This is a genomic window from Ramlibacter sp. GS1-15 (assembly GCF_057785015.1).
This window is the reverse complement of sequence record NZ_JBYNTU010000001.1, coordinates 3,608,454-3,623,475: the sequence shown is the minus strand read 5'-3', so window position 1 is coordinate 3,623,475 and position 15,022 is coordinate 3,608,454. Positions and strand designations below refer to the sequence as shown.

20 protein-coding genes are annotated in these 15,022 nt (G+C 65.7%); 18 read left to right on the top strand and 2 right to left on the bottom strand.

Translation table 11 applies throughout. The features are described 5' to 3' along the window. Positions 1–17 precede the first annotated feature (17 nt). From AC3EF3_RS18185 to rpsJ, 7 genes are all read left to right on the top strand, one after another. Positions 18–647: an alpha/beta hydrolase gene (locus AC3EF3_RS18185; RefSeq protein WP_488533550.1), complete on the top strand. Its 630-nt coding sequence runs from the start codon at positions 18–20 to the stop codon at positions 645–647. Positions 648–654: 7 nt separating this feature from the next. Next, positions 655–1,812 (top strand): D-alanyl-D-alanine carboxypeptidase family protein, encoded by a 1,158-nt coding sequence (locus tag AC3EF3_RS18180; protein WP_488533549.1) that lies wholly within the window; start codon positions 655–657, stop codon positions 1,810–1,812. Positions 1,813–1,948: 136 nt separating this feature from the next. Continuing rightward, a complete protein-coding gene (rpsL, locus tag AC3EF3_RS18175; RefSeq protein WP_017759704.1) occupies positions 1,949–2,326 on the top strand; it encodes a 30S ribosomal protein S12 in 378 nt (125 codons plus the stop codon). 144 nt (positions 2,327–2,470) lie between these two features. Further along, complete coding sequence (rpsG, locus tag AC3EF3_RS18170; protein WP_027101804.1) at positions 2,471–2,944, top strand: 30S ribosomal protein S7; 474 nt, start codon at positions 2,471–2,473, stop codon at positions 2,942–2,944. Positions 2,945–3,016: 72 nt separating this feature from the next. Then, positions 3,017–5,119, top strand: coding sequence for an elongation factor G (gene fusA, locus AC3EF3_RS18165; protein WP_488533548.1), 2,103 nt, complete (start codon positions 3,017–3,019; stop codon positions 5,117–5,119). A 113-nt stretch (positions 5,120–5,232) separates the two neighbouring features. After that, a complete protein-coding gene (tuf, locus tag AC3EF3_RS18160) occupies positions 5,233–6,423 on the top strand; it encodes an elongation factor Tu (RefSeq protein WP_488533547.1) in 1,191 nt (396 codons plus the stop codon). A 3-nt stretch (positions 6,424–6,426) separates the two neighbouring features. After that, on the top strand, positions 6,427–6,741 hold the full coding sequence (gene rpsJ, locus AC3EF3_RS18155; RefSeq protein WP_027102403.1) for a 30S ribosomal protein S10: 315 nt from the start codon (positions 6,427–6,429) through the stop codon (positions 6,739–6,741). A gap of 60 nt (positions 6,742–6,801) precedes the next feature. Here rpsJ and AC3EF3_RS18150 read toward each other — a convergent pair whose 3' ends face one another. Then, a complete protein-coding gene (locus tag AC3EF3_RS18150; RefSeq protein ID WP_488533546.1) occupies positions 6,802–8,805 on the bottom strand; it encodes a M3 family metallopeptidase in 2,004 nt (667 codons plus the stop codon). Between the two features lie 222 nt (positions 8,806–9,027). On the opposite strand from AC3EF3_RS18150, the gene rplC reads away from it, so the two are divergent. From rplC to AC3EF3_RS18095, 11 genes are all read left to right on the top strand, one after another. Further along, the gene (rplC, locus tag AC3EF3_RS18145; protein WP_488533545.1) at positions 9,028–9,717 is read left to right on the top strand and encodes a 50S ribosomal protein L3; all 690 of its coding nucleotides are present in this window, start codon (positions 9,028–9,030) and stop codon (positions 9,715–9,717) included. Beyond that, positions 9,717–10,337, top strand: coding sequence for a 50S ribosomal protein L4 (gene rplD / locus AC3EF3_RS18140; protein ID WP_488533544.1), 621 nt, complete (start codon positions 9,717–9,719; stop codon positions 10,335–10,337). Before rplC ends, rplD begins: the two co-directional genes overlap by 1 nt. Next, a complete protein-coding gene (gene rplW / locus AC3EF3_RS18135) occupies positions 10,334–10,669 on the top strand; it encodes a 50S ribosomal protein L23 (RefSeq protein WP_488533543.1) in 336 nt (111 codons plus the stop codon). Before rplD ends, rplW begins: the two co-directional genes overlap by 4 nt. Before the next feature lie 3 nt (positions 10,670–10,672). Then, on the top strand, positions 10,673–11,497 hold the full coding sequence (gene rplB / locus AC3EF3_RS18130) for a 50S ribosomal protein L2 (protein ID WP_488533542.1): 825 nt from the start codon (positions 10,673–10,675) through the stop codon (positions 11,495–11,497). 17 nt (positions 11,498–11,514) lie between these two features. After that, positions 11,515–11,793: a 30S ribosomal protein S19 gene (gene rpsS / locus AC3EF3_RS18125; protein WP_488533541.1), complete on the top strand. Its 279-nt coding sequence runs from the start codon at positions 11,515–11,517 to the stop codon at positions 11,791–11,793. Positions 11,794–11,802: 9 nt separating this feature from the next. After that, positions 11,803–12,135, top strand: a complete 333-nt coding sequence (gene rplV / locus AC3EF3_RS18120; protein WP_488533824.1) for a 50S ribosomal protein L22 — start codon at positions 11,803–11,805, stop codon at positions 12,133–12,135. Between the two features lie 16 nt (positions 12,136–12,151). Then, positions 12,152–13,072 carry a 30S ribosomal protein S3 gene (gene rpsC / locus AC3EF3_RS18115; protein ID WP_488533540.1) on the top strand — a complete coding sequence of 307 codons (921 nt, stop codon included), beginning with the start codon at positions 12,152–12,154 and terminating at the stop codon, positions 13,070–13,072. 2 nt (positions 13,073–13,074) lie between these two features. After that, entirely contained in the window at positions 13,075–13,491 is a 417-nt protein-coding gene (rplP, locus tag AC3EF3_RS18110) for a 50S ribosomal protein L16 (RefSeq protein ID WP_488533539.1), read from the top strand. 11 nt (positions 13,492–13,502) lie between these two features. Next, positions 13,503–13,706, top strand: coding sequence for a 50S ribosomal protein L29 (gene rpmC / locus AC3EF3_RS18105; RefSeq protein ID WP_488533538.1), 204 nt, complete (start codon positions 13,503–13,505; stop codon positions 13,704–13,706). Positions 13,707–13,721: 15 nt separating this feature from the next. Then, positions 13,722–13,988 (top strand): 30S ribosomal protein S17, encoded by a 267-nt coding sequence (gene rpsQ, locus AC3EF3_RS18100; RefSeq protein ID WP_488533537.1) that lies wholly within the window; start codon positions 13,722–13,724, stop codon positions 13,986–13,988. A 76-nt stretch (positions 13,989–14,064) separates the two neighbouring features. Beyond that, on the top strand, positions 14,065–14,574 hold the full coding sequence (locus AC3EF3_RS18095) for a redoxin family protein (RefSeq protein WP_488533536.1): 510 nt from the start codon (positions 14,065–14,067) through the stop codon (positions 14,572–14,574). On the opposite strand, the gene AC3EF3_RS18090 is transcribed toward AC3EF3_RS18095, so the two are convergent. Further along, entirely contained in the window at positions 14,531–15,001 is a 471-nt protein-coding gene (locus tag AC3EF3_RS18090) for a GNAT family N-acetyltransferase (RefSeq protein ID WP_488533823.1), read from the bottom strand. The two genes, AC3EF3_RS18095 and AC3EF3_RS18090, sit on opposite strands and share 44 nt — an antisense overlap. Positions 15,002–15,022 lie beyond the last annotated feature (21 nt).

Here is a 15,022-nt window from a genome sequence, read left to right as displayed (position 1 = left end):
GGCGTGGGGGCTCGCACTTGAACGTCCACACGCGCCGCTTCCGGATCGAAGGCCCGGCAGGAGCCATCGAGATGTTGCGCGACGAGCCGGGCGAAGGCGTTTCCGTGCGCGGGACGGCCGTGATCGCGCATCCGCATCCGCTCTTCGCCGGCACCATGGAGAACAAGGTCGTGCAGACGCTCGCCCGCGCCTTCGTGCAATGCGGCTGGCGCTCGCTGCGCTTCAATTTCCGCGGCGTCGGCGCCTCCCAGGGCACGCACGACGAGGGTCGCGGCGAAACCGAGGACATGCTCCACATCATCGCGCACGAAGCCGCGGACGGCCCCCTTGCCCTGGCGGGCTTCTCCTTCGGCTCCTTCGTCGCGGCCAGCGCCGCCGTCACGCTCTGGCCGCAGCGGCAGGCCGAGAAGATCGTGCTCGTGGGCACCGCGGCGTCGCGTTTCGCCGTGCCGGCAATACCCGCCGAGGCGCACGAGCGTACGCTGGTCGTGCACGGCGAGCATGACGACACCGTGGAACTTTCCGCAGTGATGGACTGGGCGCGGCCGCAGCAACTCCCCGTTACTGTTGTGCCGGGGGGCGCTCATTTCTTTCACGGACAATTGCCGCTCCTGAAGAGCCTCGTGGCTCGTCATCTGCGTTCCTGAGACACCCATGAAGAGAATCCTGCAGGCGCTCGCTGCGCCGCTCCTGGCCCTTGTCTGTTTCGCCGCCGCCGCGCAGACGCCCCAGCCTCCCGAGATCGCCGCGCGCAGCTACATGCTGGTGGACGTGACCGCCAACCAGGTCCTCGCGGGCCGCGACACCGACTCGCCCGTCGAGCCGGCATCGCTGACCAAGCTAATGACGCAGTACCTCGTCTTCGACGCGTTGCGCGCGAAGAAGATCACGCTGGAGCAGCGCCTGCCCGTGAGCGTGCGCGCGTGGAAGATCGGCGGCTCGACCATGTTCATCGACCCGAAGATGACGGTGCCGGTAGATGACCTGATCAAGGGCATGATCGTGCAGTCGGGCAATGACGCCACCATCGCCCTGGCCGAGGGGGTGGGCGGCACCGTGGAGCATTTCGTCGAGCTGATGAACCAGCAGGCGAAGACGCTGGGCATGAAAAACACGGCGTACAAGAATCCCGAAGGATTGACCACGCCGGGCCACACGACCACGGCGCGCGACCTGTCCATCCTCGCGACGCGCATCCTGCAGGACTTCCCCGAGTACCTGCACTACTACTCGATCAAGAAGTACCGCTACGAAGGCACGCCCACGGCGAACGACACGAACCGCAACATGCTGCTGTTCCGCGATCCGACCGTGGACGGTCTGAAGACCGGCCATACCGAGGCGGCGGGCTATTGCCTGATCGCCACGGCCAAGCGCGATTTCCCCAACCTGCAGGGCCGGCGGCTGCTCGCGATCGTGCTCGGCGCCTCCAGCGAAACCGCCCGCGCGAACGAAGCCCAGAAGCTGCTGAACTGGGGCTTCACCGCCTTCGAGGACGTGAAGCTGTTCGACGCCAACCAGGCCGTGGTCACCCCCGAGGTCTGGAAAGGCACGCAGAAGACGGCGAAGCTCGGCCGCACCCAGCCGATCGTGCTGACGGTGCCCGCCGGTACGGCCGCCCGGATCAAGACCCAGGTGGCGCGCCCCGACCCGCTGATCGCACCGCTGACCAAGGGGCAGCAGGTGGGCGTTCTCAAGGTTTCGGCGGGCGACCAGGCACTGACGGAAGTGCCGCTGGTGGCGCTCGAGGCGGTCGAACAGGCGGGCATCCTGAGCCGCGCCTGGGACGCCGTCCGCCTCTGGGTGAAATAACAGCCTAGGCGCCGCCCGCCCTTCCCAGCTATACTAGAGGGCTTTCCCGCATTTGGGGCGGGAAAACGGAAGGCCTTCGCGCGAGCGAGCGCGAAGGCGCCATTCCCATTTCACGCTTGTCCAGGGACATTTTTTAATGCCAACCATCAACCAACTCGTGCGTCAGGGCCGGGAGGTCGAAAAGACCAAATCCAAGTCGCCCGCGATGCAGAACAGCCCCCAGCGTCGGGGCGTGTGCACCCGTGTGTACACCACGACGCCGAAGAAGCCGAACTCGGCCCTGCGCAAGGTCGCCAAGGTGCGCCTGACGAATGGCTTCGAGGTCATCTCGTACATCGGCGGCGAAGGCCACAACCTGCAGGAGCACTCGGTGGTGCTCGTGCGCGGCGGCCGGGTCAAGGACCTGCCGGGTGTGCGCTACCACATCGTCCGCGGCTCGCTGGACCTGCAGGGCGTGAAGGATCGCAAGCAGTCCCGCTCGAAGTACGGCGCCAAGCGCCCGAAGAAGGCTTAAGGAAATTGTCGTTTGTCGGTGCTTCAATCGCTCGGCAGGCGAATTGAAGCGAAGTGACCCGCTGTCGGGTCGAGTAAGCGGGAAGCCGGATGGCTCCCTGGGCTCCAAGAGGGCCGGCTGAAGCAAATTGAAAGGTGAACAGAAATGCCACGTCGTCGCGAAGTCCCCAAGCGTGAAATCCTGCCGGATCCCAAGTACGGCAATGTCGAGCTCGCCAAGTTCATGAACGTCATCATGCAAGGCGGCAAGAAGGCGATCGCCGAGCGCATCGTCTACGGCGCGCTCGAGCAGATCGAGAAGAAGAACCCCGGCCGCGACCCGGTCGAGGCCTTCACCATGGCCATCAACAACGTCAAGCCGATGGTCGAGGTGAAGTCCCGCCGCGTCGGTGGCGCGAACTACCAGGTGCCGGTGGAAGTGCGGCCGGTGCGCCGCCTGGCGCTGTCCATGCGCTGGCTGAAGGAGGCCGCGAAGAAGCGCGGCGAGAAGTCGATGGCCCTGCGCCTGGCCAACGAACTGATGGAGGCCACGGAAGGCCGTGGCGGTGCGATGAAGAAGCGCGACGAAGTGCACCGCATGGCCGAGGCGAACAAGGCCTTCAGCCACTTCCGCTTCTAAGAACCGTCCCCATATCCGAAAGGTGCGGGCCCGCCGAGAGCGGGCCTGTGCCGTTTGAACTGAAAGATCATCATGGCCCGTAAAACGCCCATCGAGCGCTACCGCAACATCGGTATCTCGGCGCACATCGACGCCGGCAAGACCACGACCACGGAGCGCATCCTTTTCTACACCGGTGTGAACCACAAGATCGGTGAAGTGCACGACGGCGCCGCCACCATGGACTGGATGGAGCAGGAGCAGGAGCGCGGCATCACGATCACCTCGGCTGCCACCACCTGCTTCTGGAAGGGCATGGACCTGTCCTTCCCCGAGCACCGCATCAACATCATCGACACCCCCGGCCACGTGGACTTCACCATCGAGGTGGAGCGTTCCATGCGCGTGCTGGACGGTGCCTGCATGGTGTACTGCGCCGTGGGCGGCGTGCAGCCGCAGTCCGAGACCGTGTGGCGCCAGGCGAACAAGTACAAGGTGCCGCGCCTCGCGTTCGTCAACAAGATGGACCGCACGGGCGCCAACTTCTACAAGGTCTATGACCAGATGAAGGCGCGCCTGAACGCCAACCCGGTGCCGATCGTGATCCCGATCGGCGCCGAGGAAAACTTCACCGGCGTGGTCGACCTCCTGAAGATGAAGGCGATCATCTGGGACGAGGCCTCGCAGGGCATGAAGTTCGCCTACGAGGACATCCCGGCCGAGCTGGCGCAGGCCGCCAAGGAATGGCGCGAGAAGATGGTCGAGGCCGCCGCCGAAGCCAACGAGGACCTGATGAACAAGTACCTCGAGGAAGGCGAACTGAGCGAAGCCGAGATCACCCAGGGCCTGCGCCTGCGCACGATCGCCGGCGAGATCCAGCCGATGCTGTGCGGCACGGCCTTCAAGAACAAGGGTGTGCAGCGCATGCTGGACGCCGTGATCGAGCTCATGCCTTCGCCGGTGGACATTCCCCCGGTGGCCGGCACGGACGAGGACGAGAAGCCGGTCAGCCGCAAGGCCGACGACAACGAGAAGTTCTCGGCGCTCGCGTTCAAGCTGATGACCGACCCGTTCGTCGGCCAGCTCACCTTCGTGCGCGTGTACTCGGGCGTGCTGTCCAAGGGTGACAGCGTGTACAACCCGATCCGCGGCAAGAAGGAGCGCATCGGCCGTATCGTGCAGATGCACGCGAACAACCGCCTCGAGATCGAAGAGATCCGCGCCGGCGACATCGCCGCCTGCGTGGGCCTGAAGGACGTGACGACCGGCGAGACCCTGTGCGATCCCGATTCGATCGTCATGCTCGAGCGCATGGTGTTCCCCGAGCCCGTGATCGCGCAGGCCGTGGAGCCCAAGACCAAGGCCGACCAGGAAAAGATGGGTATCGCGCTGCAGCGTCTGGCCGCGGAAGACCCGTCGTTCCGCGTCAAGACCGACGAGGAATCGGGCCAGACCATCATCGCCGGCATGGGCGAGCTGCACCTGGAAATCATCGTCGACCGCATGAAGCGCGAGTTCGGCGTGGAAGCCAACGTCGGCAAGCCGCAGGTCGCGTACCGCGAAACCATCCGCAAGAAGTCGACGGACGTCGAAGGCAAGTTCGTCCGCCAGTCGGGCGGCAAGGGCCAGTACGGCCACGTGGTGTTCACGGTCGAGCCGAACGAAACGGGCAAGGGTTTCGAGTTCGTCGACGCGATCAAGGGCGGCGTGGTGCCGCGCGAGTACATCCCGGCCGTGCAGAAGGGCGTGGAAGAAGCGCTCAACAGCGGCGTGCTGGCCGGCTACCCGGTGGTCGACGTGAAGGTCACGCTGACCTTCGGTTCGTACCACGAAGTGGACTCGTCCGAACAGGCGTTCAAGATGGCCGCCATCTTCGGCTTCAAGGAAGGCGCGAAGAAGTCGTCGCCCGTCATCCTCGAGCCGATGATGGCCGTGGAAGTCGAGACGCCCGAGGACTACGCCGGCAACGTGATGGGCGACCTGTCGTCCCGTCGCGGCATGGTGCAAGGCATGGACGACATGCCCGGCGGCGGCAAGGTCATCAAGGCCGAAGTGCCGCTGTCGGAGATGTTCGGCTACTCGACCACGCTGCGTTCGATGTCGCAGGGCCGCGCCACGTACACGATGGAGTTCAAGCACTACGCCGAAGCTCCGAAGAACGTGGCCGAGGCGATCGTCGCCGCGCGCACGAAGTAAACAGGAATGGTCTGCGACCTGGTGCCCCTCGCTGCCCGTGGTGAGGGAACCAGCAGCCAGGTGCAGACCTAAAACCAGGACACGGGCATTGCTCTTTTTATCGGAGATTTGAAATGGCAAAAGGCAAATTCGAGCGGACCAAGCCGCACGTGAACGTGGGCACGATCGGCCACGTGGACCATGGCAAGACGACGCTGACGGCGGCCATCACCACGATCCTGGCCAGCAAGTTCGGCGGCGAAGCCAAGGCATACGACCAGATCGACGCGGCTCCCGAAGAAAAGGCGCGCGGCATCACCATCAACACCGCCCACGTGGAATACGAGACGGCCAATCGCCACTACGCCCACGTGGACTGCCCCGGCCACGCCGACTACGTCAAGAACATGATCACGGGCGCCGCCCAGATGGACGGCGCCATCCTGGTCGTGTCGGCCGCCGACGGCCCCATGCCCCAGACGCGCGAGCACATCCTGCTGGCGCGCCAGGTGGGCGTGCCCTACATCATCGTGTTCCTGAACAAGTGCGACATGGTCGATGACGCCGAGCTGCTGGAGCTCGTCGAGATGGAAGTGCGCGAGCTGCTCTCGAAGTACGAATTCCCCGGCGACGACACCCCCATCATCCACGGCTCGGCCAAGCTGGCCATCGAAGGCGACAAGGGCGAGCTGGGCGAGCAGGCCATCATGAAGCTGGCCGATGCGCTGGACAGCTACATCCCCACGCCCGAGCGCGCGGTGGACGGCGCGTTCCTGATGCCCGTGGAAGACGTCTTCTCCATCTCCGGTCGCGGCACGGTTGTGACGGGCCGCGTGGAGCGCGGCGTGATCAAGGTCGGCGAGGAAATCGAGATCGTGGGCATCAAGCCGACGCTCAAGACCACCTGCACCGGCGTGGAAATGTTCCGCAAGCTGCTGGACCAGGGCCAGGCCGGCGACAACGTCGGTATCCTGCTGCGCGGCACCAAGCGCGAGGAAGTCGAGCGCGGCCAGGTGCTGGCCAAGCCCGGCTCGATCAAGCCGCACACGCACTTCACCGCCGAGGTGTACGTGCTGTCCAAGGACGAGGGCGGGCGTCACACGCCGTTCTTCAACAACTACCGCCCGCAGTTCTACTTCCGCACCACGGACGTGACCGGTGCCATCGAGCTGCCCAAGGACAAGGAGATGGTGATGCCCGGGGACAACGTGACGATCACCGTCAAGCTGATCGCCCCGATCGCCATGGAAGAGGGCCTGCGCTTTGCCATCCGCGAGGGCGGCAAGACCGTGGGCGCCGGCGTCGTCGCGAAGATCATGGAGTAACCCATGGCCACGCAACAGAAAATCCGCATCCGCCTCAAGGCGTTCGACTACAAGCTGATCGACCAGTCGGCCGCCGAGATCGTCGACACGGCCAAGCGCACCGGCGCCATCGTCAAGGGCCCGGTGCCCCTGCCGACGCGCATGAAGCGCTTCGACATCCTGCGCTCGCCGCACGTGAACAAGAGCTCGCGCGACCAGTTCGAGATCCGCACGCACCAGCGCCTGATGGACATCGTCGATCCCACCGACAAGACGGTGGACGCGCTGATGAAGCTGGACCTGCCGGCCGGCGTGGACGTCGAGATCAAGCTGCAGTAAGCGCTGCACGCCCCAGGAAAAAGCCGCCCTCGGGCGGCTTTTTTCATGGGCTTCGGAATCTCAGTCCTGGTTCAACCAGTTCTCGTACGCCTTGAAGCTGTACGGGCGGCCCAGGAAGTCCTTCACCAGTTCCGCGGCGGGCTTGGAGCCGCCGGCCTCGAGCACGGCGCGGCGGTACTTCATGGCCACCTCGGGTTTCATGATGTCGCCCTGCGCGCTGAAGGCGCTGAACATGTCCTTGGCGATCACCAGCGACCACATGTACGTGTAGTACACGGCCGAGTACCCGTCGAGATGACCGAAGGCCGTGTGGAAGTACGTGTCGGGCACGTACTTGAACGGCGTGTACTTCTCCTGCAACTGCGCCGACAGGCGCGTCGTGTCGAGCCCCTTCGGGTCGCGGTTGTGGAAGTCGAGGCTGGTCGCCGCGTAGTACATCTGCTGGCGCACGAACAGGCCCTTGCCGAACTCGTCGGCCGTGCGCAACTTCTTCGCGAGCTCGAGCGGGATAGGCTGCTTGGTCTGGTAGTGGATCGCGAAGGACTGCAGCGTCTTCGGGTCGCGCGCCCACTCCTCCAGCATCTGCGAAGGCGCCTCGACGAAATCGCGCTCGGTCGCCACGCCGCTGATGCCGGCCCAGTGCTGGTGGCCGCCCAGCACGCCGTGCAGCAGGTGGCCGAACTCGTGGAAGAACGTGACGATGTCGCCGTATTCGAGCAGGCCGGGATCGTTCGCGCCGGGCTGGTGGAAGTTGCAGATCAGCGCGCCTTCGGGCAACGCCGCGCCTTCCTTGCCGCGCAGGAGGGTGAAGTTCGCGTAGTGCTTGTACTTGTTCTCGCGCGGGAACATGTCCAGGTACACCCGTCCCATCAGGCGCGTGCCCTCGTACACGTCGTACGTCTCGACATCCGGATGCCAGACCTTCGCATCCTTCACGCGCTCGAAGCGGATGCCGAACAGCCGGGCCGTCGTGTCCAGCACGGCGTTCTTCACGTTGTCGTACTGGAAGTACGGGCGCACTTCGCGCGAATCGACGCCGTACTGCTCGGTCTTGATGCGGTCGGTGAAGTAGCCGGTATCCCAGGGCTTCACGTCGGCCGCGGCCGGGTCGTCCTTCTTCTTGCGCGCGAGCAGGTCGGCATAGTCGCGTCTGGCGCGGGCGTCGGCGGCCACGGTGATCTTCTCGATGAAGTCGTCGGCGGCCTTGCCGTTGCCGATCATCTTGTCGGCCGTGATGTAGTCGGCCCAGTTCGCGAACCCGAGCAGCCGCGCCTTCTCGTGGCGCCGGGCCAGCATCTCGTCCAGGACGGCGATGTTCTTGGGCGCCGCGCGCTGGCGATACAGTTTCCAGAACTTCTCGCGCGCCGCGCCGTTCTTCGCGTACGACATGAAGGGCACGTAGTCCGGGTTGTCGGTCTTGAGGACCACCTTGCCGTTGGCATTGACCGGGTGCCCCTTCACGTAATCCGGCGGCAAACCGTCGAGCTCCGCAGGTGCAAGCTCCAGGGTCAGGACGCTTTCGCGGATGTTCTTGTTGAACTGCTGGCTGAGCTTGACGAGCTCCGCGTCGAGTTGCTTCAGTCGCGTGCGCGCAGCCTCGTCCCGGTCGACGCCCGCCAGCCGGAAGTGCAGCAGCGTGCGCTCGAGGTAGTGGCGACCCGCCGGGTCCAGCCCCTGGGCATCGATCTTCGCGAGCGCATCGTAGATGCCGCGGTCGAGCGCAAAATCCGTGTACAGCGCCGAGGTCTCCTGGTCGCATTTCTCGGCCGCTTCGCGCAAGGCGGCGTCGGGGTGCACCTCATGGGCGAGACCCGCGCGCGCGTCGGCCGCGCCCAGGATCCACTGGGCGGTGTCGTAGGCTTCCAGTGTTGCGGCCGGGCTGGCCTTGAGCAGTTTCAGTTGCTCCATCCCGGCCCGGGCCTTGGCCATGTCGGCGCGGCAGGCCTCCAGGAACTCCCTGGGCGGGACGGTGAGCCCGGCGGACGCGCCGACGGGTTGGGGGGCGGCAAACGCAGCGGCACTGATGGCGCACGCCGCGGCCAGGGGCAGCAGGGACAACTTCACGGACGGTCTCCTCCGGTGTCTTGTGGACGGGAGCGGCGATTGTTGCAGAAGGCCGGGCCGGTCTTTTGCACGCTTTCCCGAGCAAGGCTATAATCGCGGACTTCGCCCGAAATGGGTGAGGATTCGCTTTTTCATCAACCTTCTTTCGCCGCCTGCCTTGGGGTGGGCGTCAAACGCAGAAGCCAATTGAAGCGGCTGCGGCGGAAGCAACGGAGCAATAACATGAGTCTGAGCACCTCGATGGGGTTGCTGGGCCGCAAGGTGGGCATGATGCGCCTTTTCACCGATGACGGGGACGCCGTTCCTGTCACGGTGGTGGACGTGTCGGGCAACCGCGTCACCCAGGTCAAGACCCAGGAGAACGACGGCTACGTGGCCCTGCAGGTCACGTATGGCAAGCGCAAGGCCTCGCGCGTCGCCAAGCCGCTGGCCGGCCACCTCGCCAAGGCGGGCGCCGAGGCCGGCGAGATCACCCGGGAATTCCGCGTCACGCAGGATGCCGCCGCGAAGTACGCGCCCGGCGCCACCGTGCCCGCGGCCGACGTCTTCGCCGCCGGCCAGAAGGTGGACGTGCAGGGCACGACCATCGGCAAGGGCTACGCCGGCACGATCAAGCGCCATCACATGGCGTCCCAGCGCGCCTCGCACGGCAACAGCCGCTCGCACAACGTGCCCGGCTCGATCGGCATGGCGCAGGACCCCGGTCGCGTGTTCCCGGGCAAGCGCATGACCGGCCACCTCGGCGACGACCAGCGCACCACCCAGAACCTGGACATCTTCCGCGTCGACGGCGAGCGCAACCTGCTGCTGATCAAGGGGGCGATCCCCGGCTCGAAGGGCGGTTTCGTCACGGTACGTCCGGCCGTGAAGGCCAAGGCCAAGCCCGCCGCCGCCGCGAAGGGAGCCAAGTAATGCAACTCGAACTCCTGAACGAGCAGGGCCAGGCCGCGTCGAAGATCGACGCGCCGGAGACCGTGTTCGGCCGCGAATACAACGAAGACCTGGTGCACCAGGTGGTGGTCGCCTTCCAGGCGAACGCGCGTCAAGGCACGCGCGCGCAGAAGGACCGCCAAGAGGTCAAGCACTCGACCAAGAAGCCGTTCAAGCAGAAGGGCACGGGCCGCGCCCGCGCCGGTATGACCTCGTCGCCGCTGTGGCGCGGGGGCGGACGGATCTTCCCGAACAGCCCGGACGAGAACTTCACCCAGAAGATCAACAAGAAGATGTACCGCGCCGGCATGGCGTCCATCTTCTCCCAGCTCGCCCGTGAGGGCCGCCTGGCGGTGGTCGATTCGATCAAGGTCGATTCGCCCAAGACCAAGCAGCTGGCCGCCCGGTTCAAGGCCATGAACCTGGATTCCGTGCTGGTGATCGCCGACCAGGTCGACGAGAACCTGTACCTCGCCTCGCGCAACCTGGCGAACGTGCTCGTGGTCGAGCCGCGTTACGCCGACCCGCTGTCGCTGGTGCACTACAAGAAGGTGCTGGTCACCAAGGCCGCCATCGACCAGCTCAAGGAGATGTTCGCATGAGCCGAATCAATCCGACCCCCGCGCAGCGCCAGTTCGAAGAAGGCCGGCTGATGCAGGTCCTGGTCGCGCCCATCGTGTCCGAGAAGGCCACGAGCGTCGCCGACAAGACCAATGCCGTCACCTTCAAGGTGCTGCAGGATGCCACCAAGCCCGAGATCAAGGCGGCCGTCGAACTGATGTTCAAGGTCGAAGTCACGGGCGTGTCCGTCGTCAACATCAAGGGCAAGACCAAGCGCTTCGGCCGCTCGGTGGGCCGCCGCGACAACGTTCGCAAGGCCTACGTGACGCTGAAGGAAGGTCAGGAGCTGAACCTGTCCGGGGAGGCTGCGTAAATCATGGCCGTCATCAAGATGAAACCGACTTCGCCGGGCCAGCGTGGCATGGTGAAGATCTCGCGCGACCACCTCTACAAGGGTGACCCGTTCGCGCCGCTGCTGGAGCCCCAGCACCAGAAGTCCGGCCGCAACAACAACGGCCACATCACCACGCGCCACAAGGGCGGCGGCCACCGCCACCATTACCGCGTGGTCGACTTCCGGCGCGACAAGGACGGCATCGCCGCCAAGGTCGAGCGCATCGAGTACGACCCGAACCGCACGGCGCACATCGCGCTGCTGCTGTACGCGGACGGCGAGCGCCGCTACATCATCGCCCCGCGGGGCGTGGATGTGGGCGCGACGCTGATGTCCGGCTCGGAAGCGCCGATCCGTGCGGGCAACACGCTGCCGGTTCGCAACATCCCGGTGGGCTCGACGATCCACTGCATCGAACTCCAGCCGGGCGGCGGCGCGCAGATCGCGCGTTCCGCGGGCGCCTCCGCGACGCTGCTGGCGCGCGAAGGCACCTACGCGCAGGTCCGCATGCGTTCGGGCGAAGTGCGCCGCATCCACATCGAATGCCGCGCCACGATCGGTGAAGTCGCCAACGAGGAACACAGCCTGCGCCAGCTCGGCAAGGCCGGTGTGAAGCGCCACATGGGCATCCGCCCGACGGTGCGCGGCGTGGTGATGAACCCGGTCGACCACCCGCACGGTGGCGGCGAGGGCAAGACCGGCGAAGGCCGCCATCCGGTGGACCCGTGGGGCAACCTCACCAAGGGCTATCGCACCCGCAACAACAAGCGCACGCAGACGTTCATCGTCTCGCGCCGCAAGAAGTGAAGAAGGGACATTAAGAGATGACTCGCTCCCTCAAGAAAGGTCCCTTCGTCGACCACCACCTGGTGGCCAAGGTCGACAAGGCCGTGTCCGCCAAGGACAAGAAGCCGATCAAGACCTGGTCGCGCCGCTCCATGATCCTGCCCGACTTCATCGGGCTGACGATCGCCGTGCACAACGGCAAGCAGCACGTGCCGGTCTACATCACCGACCAGATGGTCGGCCACAAGCTGGGCGAATTCGCGCTCACGCGGACCTTCAAGGGTCACCCGGCCGACAAGAAGGTCGCGAAGAAGTAAGGACACATGATCATGGAAACACGTGCAGTCCTCCGCGGTGTGCGCCTCTCGGTCGACAAGGGTCGGCTGGTGGCGGACCTGATCCGCGGCAAGAAGGTGGACCAGGCCCTGAACATCCTGGAATTCACGCCGAAGAAAGCCGCCCTGATCGTCAAGAAGGTGCTGGAGTCCGCGATCGCGAACGCCGAGCACAACGACGGCGCGGACATCGACGAGCTGAAGGTCAAGACCATCTACGTCGAGCAGGGCGCCACGCTCAAGCGCTTCACGGCGCGCGCCAAGGGCCGCGGCAACCGCATCAGCAAGCCCACGTGCCATGTGTACGTGACCGTCGGCAACTAAGGGCACCAGGAAAGACATGGGACAGAAAATCCATCCGACCGGCTTCCGCCTCGCGGTCAGCCGCAACTGGGCCAGCCGCTGGTACGCCAACAACCGCGACTTCGCCGGCATGCTGGCCGAAGACATCAAGGTGCGCGAGTACCTCAAGGCCAAGCTGAAGAACGCCGCCGTCTCGCGCGTGCTGATCGAGCGCCCCGCCAAGAACGCCCGCATCACGATCTTCTCGGCGCGTCCGGGCGTCGTGATCGGCAAGAAGGGCGAGGACATCGAGAACCTGAAGAAGGAACTCGCGCGCCGCCTGGGCGTGCCGGTCGCCGTCAACATCGAGGAAGTGCGCAAGCCCGAAGTCGATGCCCAGCTGATCGCCGACTCGATCACCCAGCAGCTCGAGAAGCGCATCATGTTCCGTCGCGCGATGAAGCGCGCGATGCAGAACGCGATGCGCCTGGGCGCGCAGGGCATCAAGATCATGTCCGCCGGCCGCTTGAACGGCATCGAGATCGCGCGCACCGAGTGGTACCGCGAAGGTCGCGTGCCGCTGCACACGCTGCGCGCCGACATCGACTACGGCTTCTCCGAAGCCAAGACCACCTATGGCGTCATCGGCGTCAAGGTGTGGGTCTACAAGGGCGACACGCTCGGCATGCGCGACGCGCCGAACCTCGACGCGACCCCGCGTCCCGAAGGCGAAGAGCGCCGCGGCCCGCGCGGCCCGCGCCGTGACGGCGACCGCCGTGGCGGCCCCGGCGGCGATCGCCGTGGCGGCCCGCGCCGCACGCCTGCGGGCGCCGGCGCCGGCACGACCAGCGCCGCACCCACCGACGGCAGCGACAAGCCCGCCGAAGCCACCCCAGGTGCCGACGCACCGAAAACTACCGTTAAGCGCGTCCGCAAGGCCGCGCCCGCCGCAACGCCGGCGGACGGTAAAGGAGAGTAAACATGCTGCAACCCGCTCGCCGCAAATACCGCAAAGAGCAGAAGGGCCGCAACACCGGCCTCGCCACCCGGGGCAACTCGGTGGCCTTCGGTGACTTCGGCCTGAAGTGCACGGACCGTGGCCGCCTGACGGCCCGCCAGATCGAGGCCGCGCGTCGCGCGATCTCCCGCCACGTCAAGCGCGGCGGCCGTATCTGGATCCGTGTGTTCCCCGACAAGCCGATCTCCCAGAAACCCGCCGAAGTGCGGATGGGCAACGGCAAGGGCAACCCCGAGTATTACGTGGCCGAGATCCAGCCGGGCAAGGTCGTGTTCGAGATCGTCGGCGTGCCCGAGGAACTCGCGCGCGAGGCGTTCCGCCTGGCCGCCGCGAAGCTGCCGCTTCGCACCACGTTCGTCGCCCGCCAGATCGGCGCATAAGGAGCATTGAAATGAAAGCTGCTGAACTGCGCCAGAAGGACGTGACCGAGCTGCAAGCCGAAGTGAAGGAACTGCAGAAGGCCCATTTCGGCCAACGCATGCAAAAGGCCACGCAACAGCTCGCCAACACGAGCTCGCTGCGCCACACGCGCCGCGACATCGCCCGCGCGAAGACCATCCTCGCCCAGAAGCTGGTCGAGAAGGCTGCGAAGTAAGGAAGGACAAGAACAATGGCTGAAAAGACTTCCCTCAAGCGCACCCTCGTCGGCAAGGTCGTGAGCGACAAGCGTTCCAAGACCGTGACGGTGCTCGTCGAGCGCCGCGTGAAGCACGAGCTGTACGGCAAGATCGTTGCCAAGTCGAGCAAGTACCACGCGCACGACGAGAAGGGCGAATTCCACGTCGGTGACATCATCGAGATCCAGGAAAGCCGCCCGATCTCCAAGACCAAGAACTGGGTTGCGACCCGCCTGGTCGAGAAGGCGGCCGAGGTCTGATCCTCGCGTCCTGCGTCAACCCGCAAAACGGCCCACAATGTGGGCCGTTTCTTTTTTCACGAACAGGAGAATGCCCATGATCAAGGTCGGCGATGCGCTGCCCGCGGTGACGCTGCAGGAATACTCGGAAGTGGAGGGCAATGGCTGCTCGATCGGCCCGAACCCGGTGAACGTGGCCGAGGCCGCCAAGGGCAAGACGATCGCGCTGTTCGCGTTGCCCGGGGCGTTCACGCCGACCTGCTCGGCCAAGCACGTGCCGGGCTTCGTCGAGAAGTTCAACGAGTTCAAGCAGGCGGGCGTCGACGAGGTCTGGTGCCTGAGCGTCAACGACGCGTTCGTGATGGGCGCCTGGGCGCGCGACCAGAAGACGGCGGGCAAGGTGCGCATGCTGGCCGACGGCAGCGCCGATTTCGCCAAGGCGACGGGCCTCACGCTCGACCTCACGAGCAAGGGCATGGGCGTGCGCAGCGCCCGTTACTCGATGCTGGTGAAGGACGGCAAGGTCGCCTCGCTCAACGTCGAGGCGCCCGGCAAGTTCGAGGTCAGCGACGCAGGGACGTTGCTCGCGCAAGCGCGCGCGGCGTGACGGCCATCTCCACGTCGCACTTGAGGTAGTGCGCCCCGGGGATCGGGTTGTGGTAGTACGGCGGGATCTCGTGGAAGCCGAGGTCCTCGTACAGCCCCCGGGCGGCCTCCATGTCGTCCAGCGTGTCCAGCAGCACGCAGCTGTAGCCGGCCTCGCGGGCGGCATCGAGCGCTGCTTCCGCCAGTTCACGCCCGAGCCCGCTGCCGCGATACCGGTCGCGCACGTACAGGCGCTTCATTTCCGCCGCATTCGGGTAGTCGGTCGCATCGAGCGGGCGCAGCGCCACGCATCCGGCCGGCTTGCCGTTCACGTTGGCGATGAACAGCGCGCCGCGCGGCGCGGCGTACTCGCCCGGCAAGGTGGCGAGTTCATGGTCAAAGTCCTGGAAGCACAGGTCCACGCCCAGCGCGTTCGCGTACTCGCGCATGAGTCCGCGCAGCGTTTCGAT

What these genes read in the sequence shown, in the direction of transcription:
- AC3EF3_RS18180 (WP_488533549.1), top strand. Translation starts at nt 655, where the DNA reads ATGAAGAGAATCCTGCAGGCGCTCGCTGCGCCGCTCCTGGCCCTTGTC.
- rpsL (WP_017759704.1), top strand. Translation starts at nt 1,949, where the DNA reads ATGCCAACCATCAACCAACTCGTGCGTCAGGGCCGGGAGGTCGAAAAG.
- rpsG (WP_027101804.1), top strand. Translation starts at nt 2,471, where the DNA reads ATGCCACGTCGTCGCGAAGTCCCCAAGCGTGAAATCCTGCCGGATCCC.
- fusA (WP_488533548.1), top strand. Translation starts at nt 3,017, where the DNA reads ATGGCCCGTAAAACGCCCATCGAGCGCTACCGCAACATCGGTATCTCG.
- tuf (WP_488533547.1), top strand. Translation starts at nt 5,233, where the DNA reads ATGGCAAAAGGCAAATTCGAGCGGACCAAGCCGCACGTGAACGTGGGC.
- rpsJ (WP_027102403.1), top strand. Translation starts at nt 6,427, where the DNA reads ATGGCCACGCAACAGAAAATCCGCATCCGCCTCAAGGCGTTCGACTAC.
- rplC (WP_488533545.1), top strand. Translation starts at nt 9,028, where the DNA reads ATGAGTCTGAGCACCTCGATGGGGTTGCTGGGCCGCAAGGTGGGCATG.
- rplD (WP_488533544.1), top strand. Translation starts at nt 9,717, where the DNA reads ATGCAACTCGAACTCCTGAACGAGCAGGGCCAGGCCGCGTCGAAGATC.
- rplW (WP_488533543.1), top strand. Translation starts at nt 10,334, where the DNA reads ATGAGCCGAATCAATCCGACCCCCGCGCAGCGCCAGTTCGAAGAAGGC.
- rplB (WP_488533542.1), top strand. Translation starts at nt 10,673, where the DNA reads ATGGCCGTCATCAAGATGAAACCGACTTCGCCGGGCCAGCGTGGCATG.
- rpsS (WP_488533541.1), top strand. Translation starts at nt 11,515, where the DNA reads ATGACTCGCTCCCTCAAGAAAGGTCCCTTCGTCGACCACCACCTGGTG.
- rpsC (WP_488533540.1), top strand. Translation starts at nt 12,152, where the DNA reads ATGGGACAGAAAATCCATCCGACCGGCTTCCGCCTCGCGGTCAGCCGC.
- rplP (WP_488533539.1), top strand. Translation starts at nt 13,075, where the DNA reads ATGCTGCAACCCGCTCGCCGCAAATACCGCAAAGAGCAGAAGGGCCGC.
- rpmC (WP_488533538.1), top strand. Translation starts at nt 13,503, where the DNA reads ATGAAAGCTGCTGAACTGCGCCAGAAGGACGTGACCGAGCTGCAAGCC.
- rpsQ (WP_488533537.1), top strand. Translation starts at nt 13,722, where the DNA reads ATGGCTGAAAAGACTTCCCTCAAGCGCACCCTCGTCGGCAAGGTCGTG.
- AC3EF3_RS18095 (WP_488533536.1), top strand. Translation starts at nt 14,065, where the DNA reads ATGATCAAGGTCGGCGATGCGCTGCCCGCGGTGACGCTGCAGGAATAC.
- AC3EF3_RS18090 (WP_488533823.1), bottom strand. Translation starts at nt 15,001, where the DNA reads ATGCGCGAGTACGCGAACGCGCTGGGCGTGGACCTGTGCTTCCAGGAC.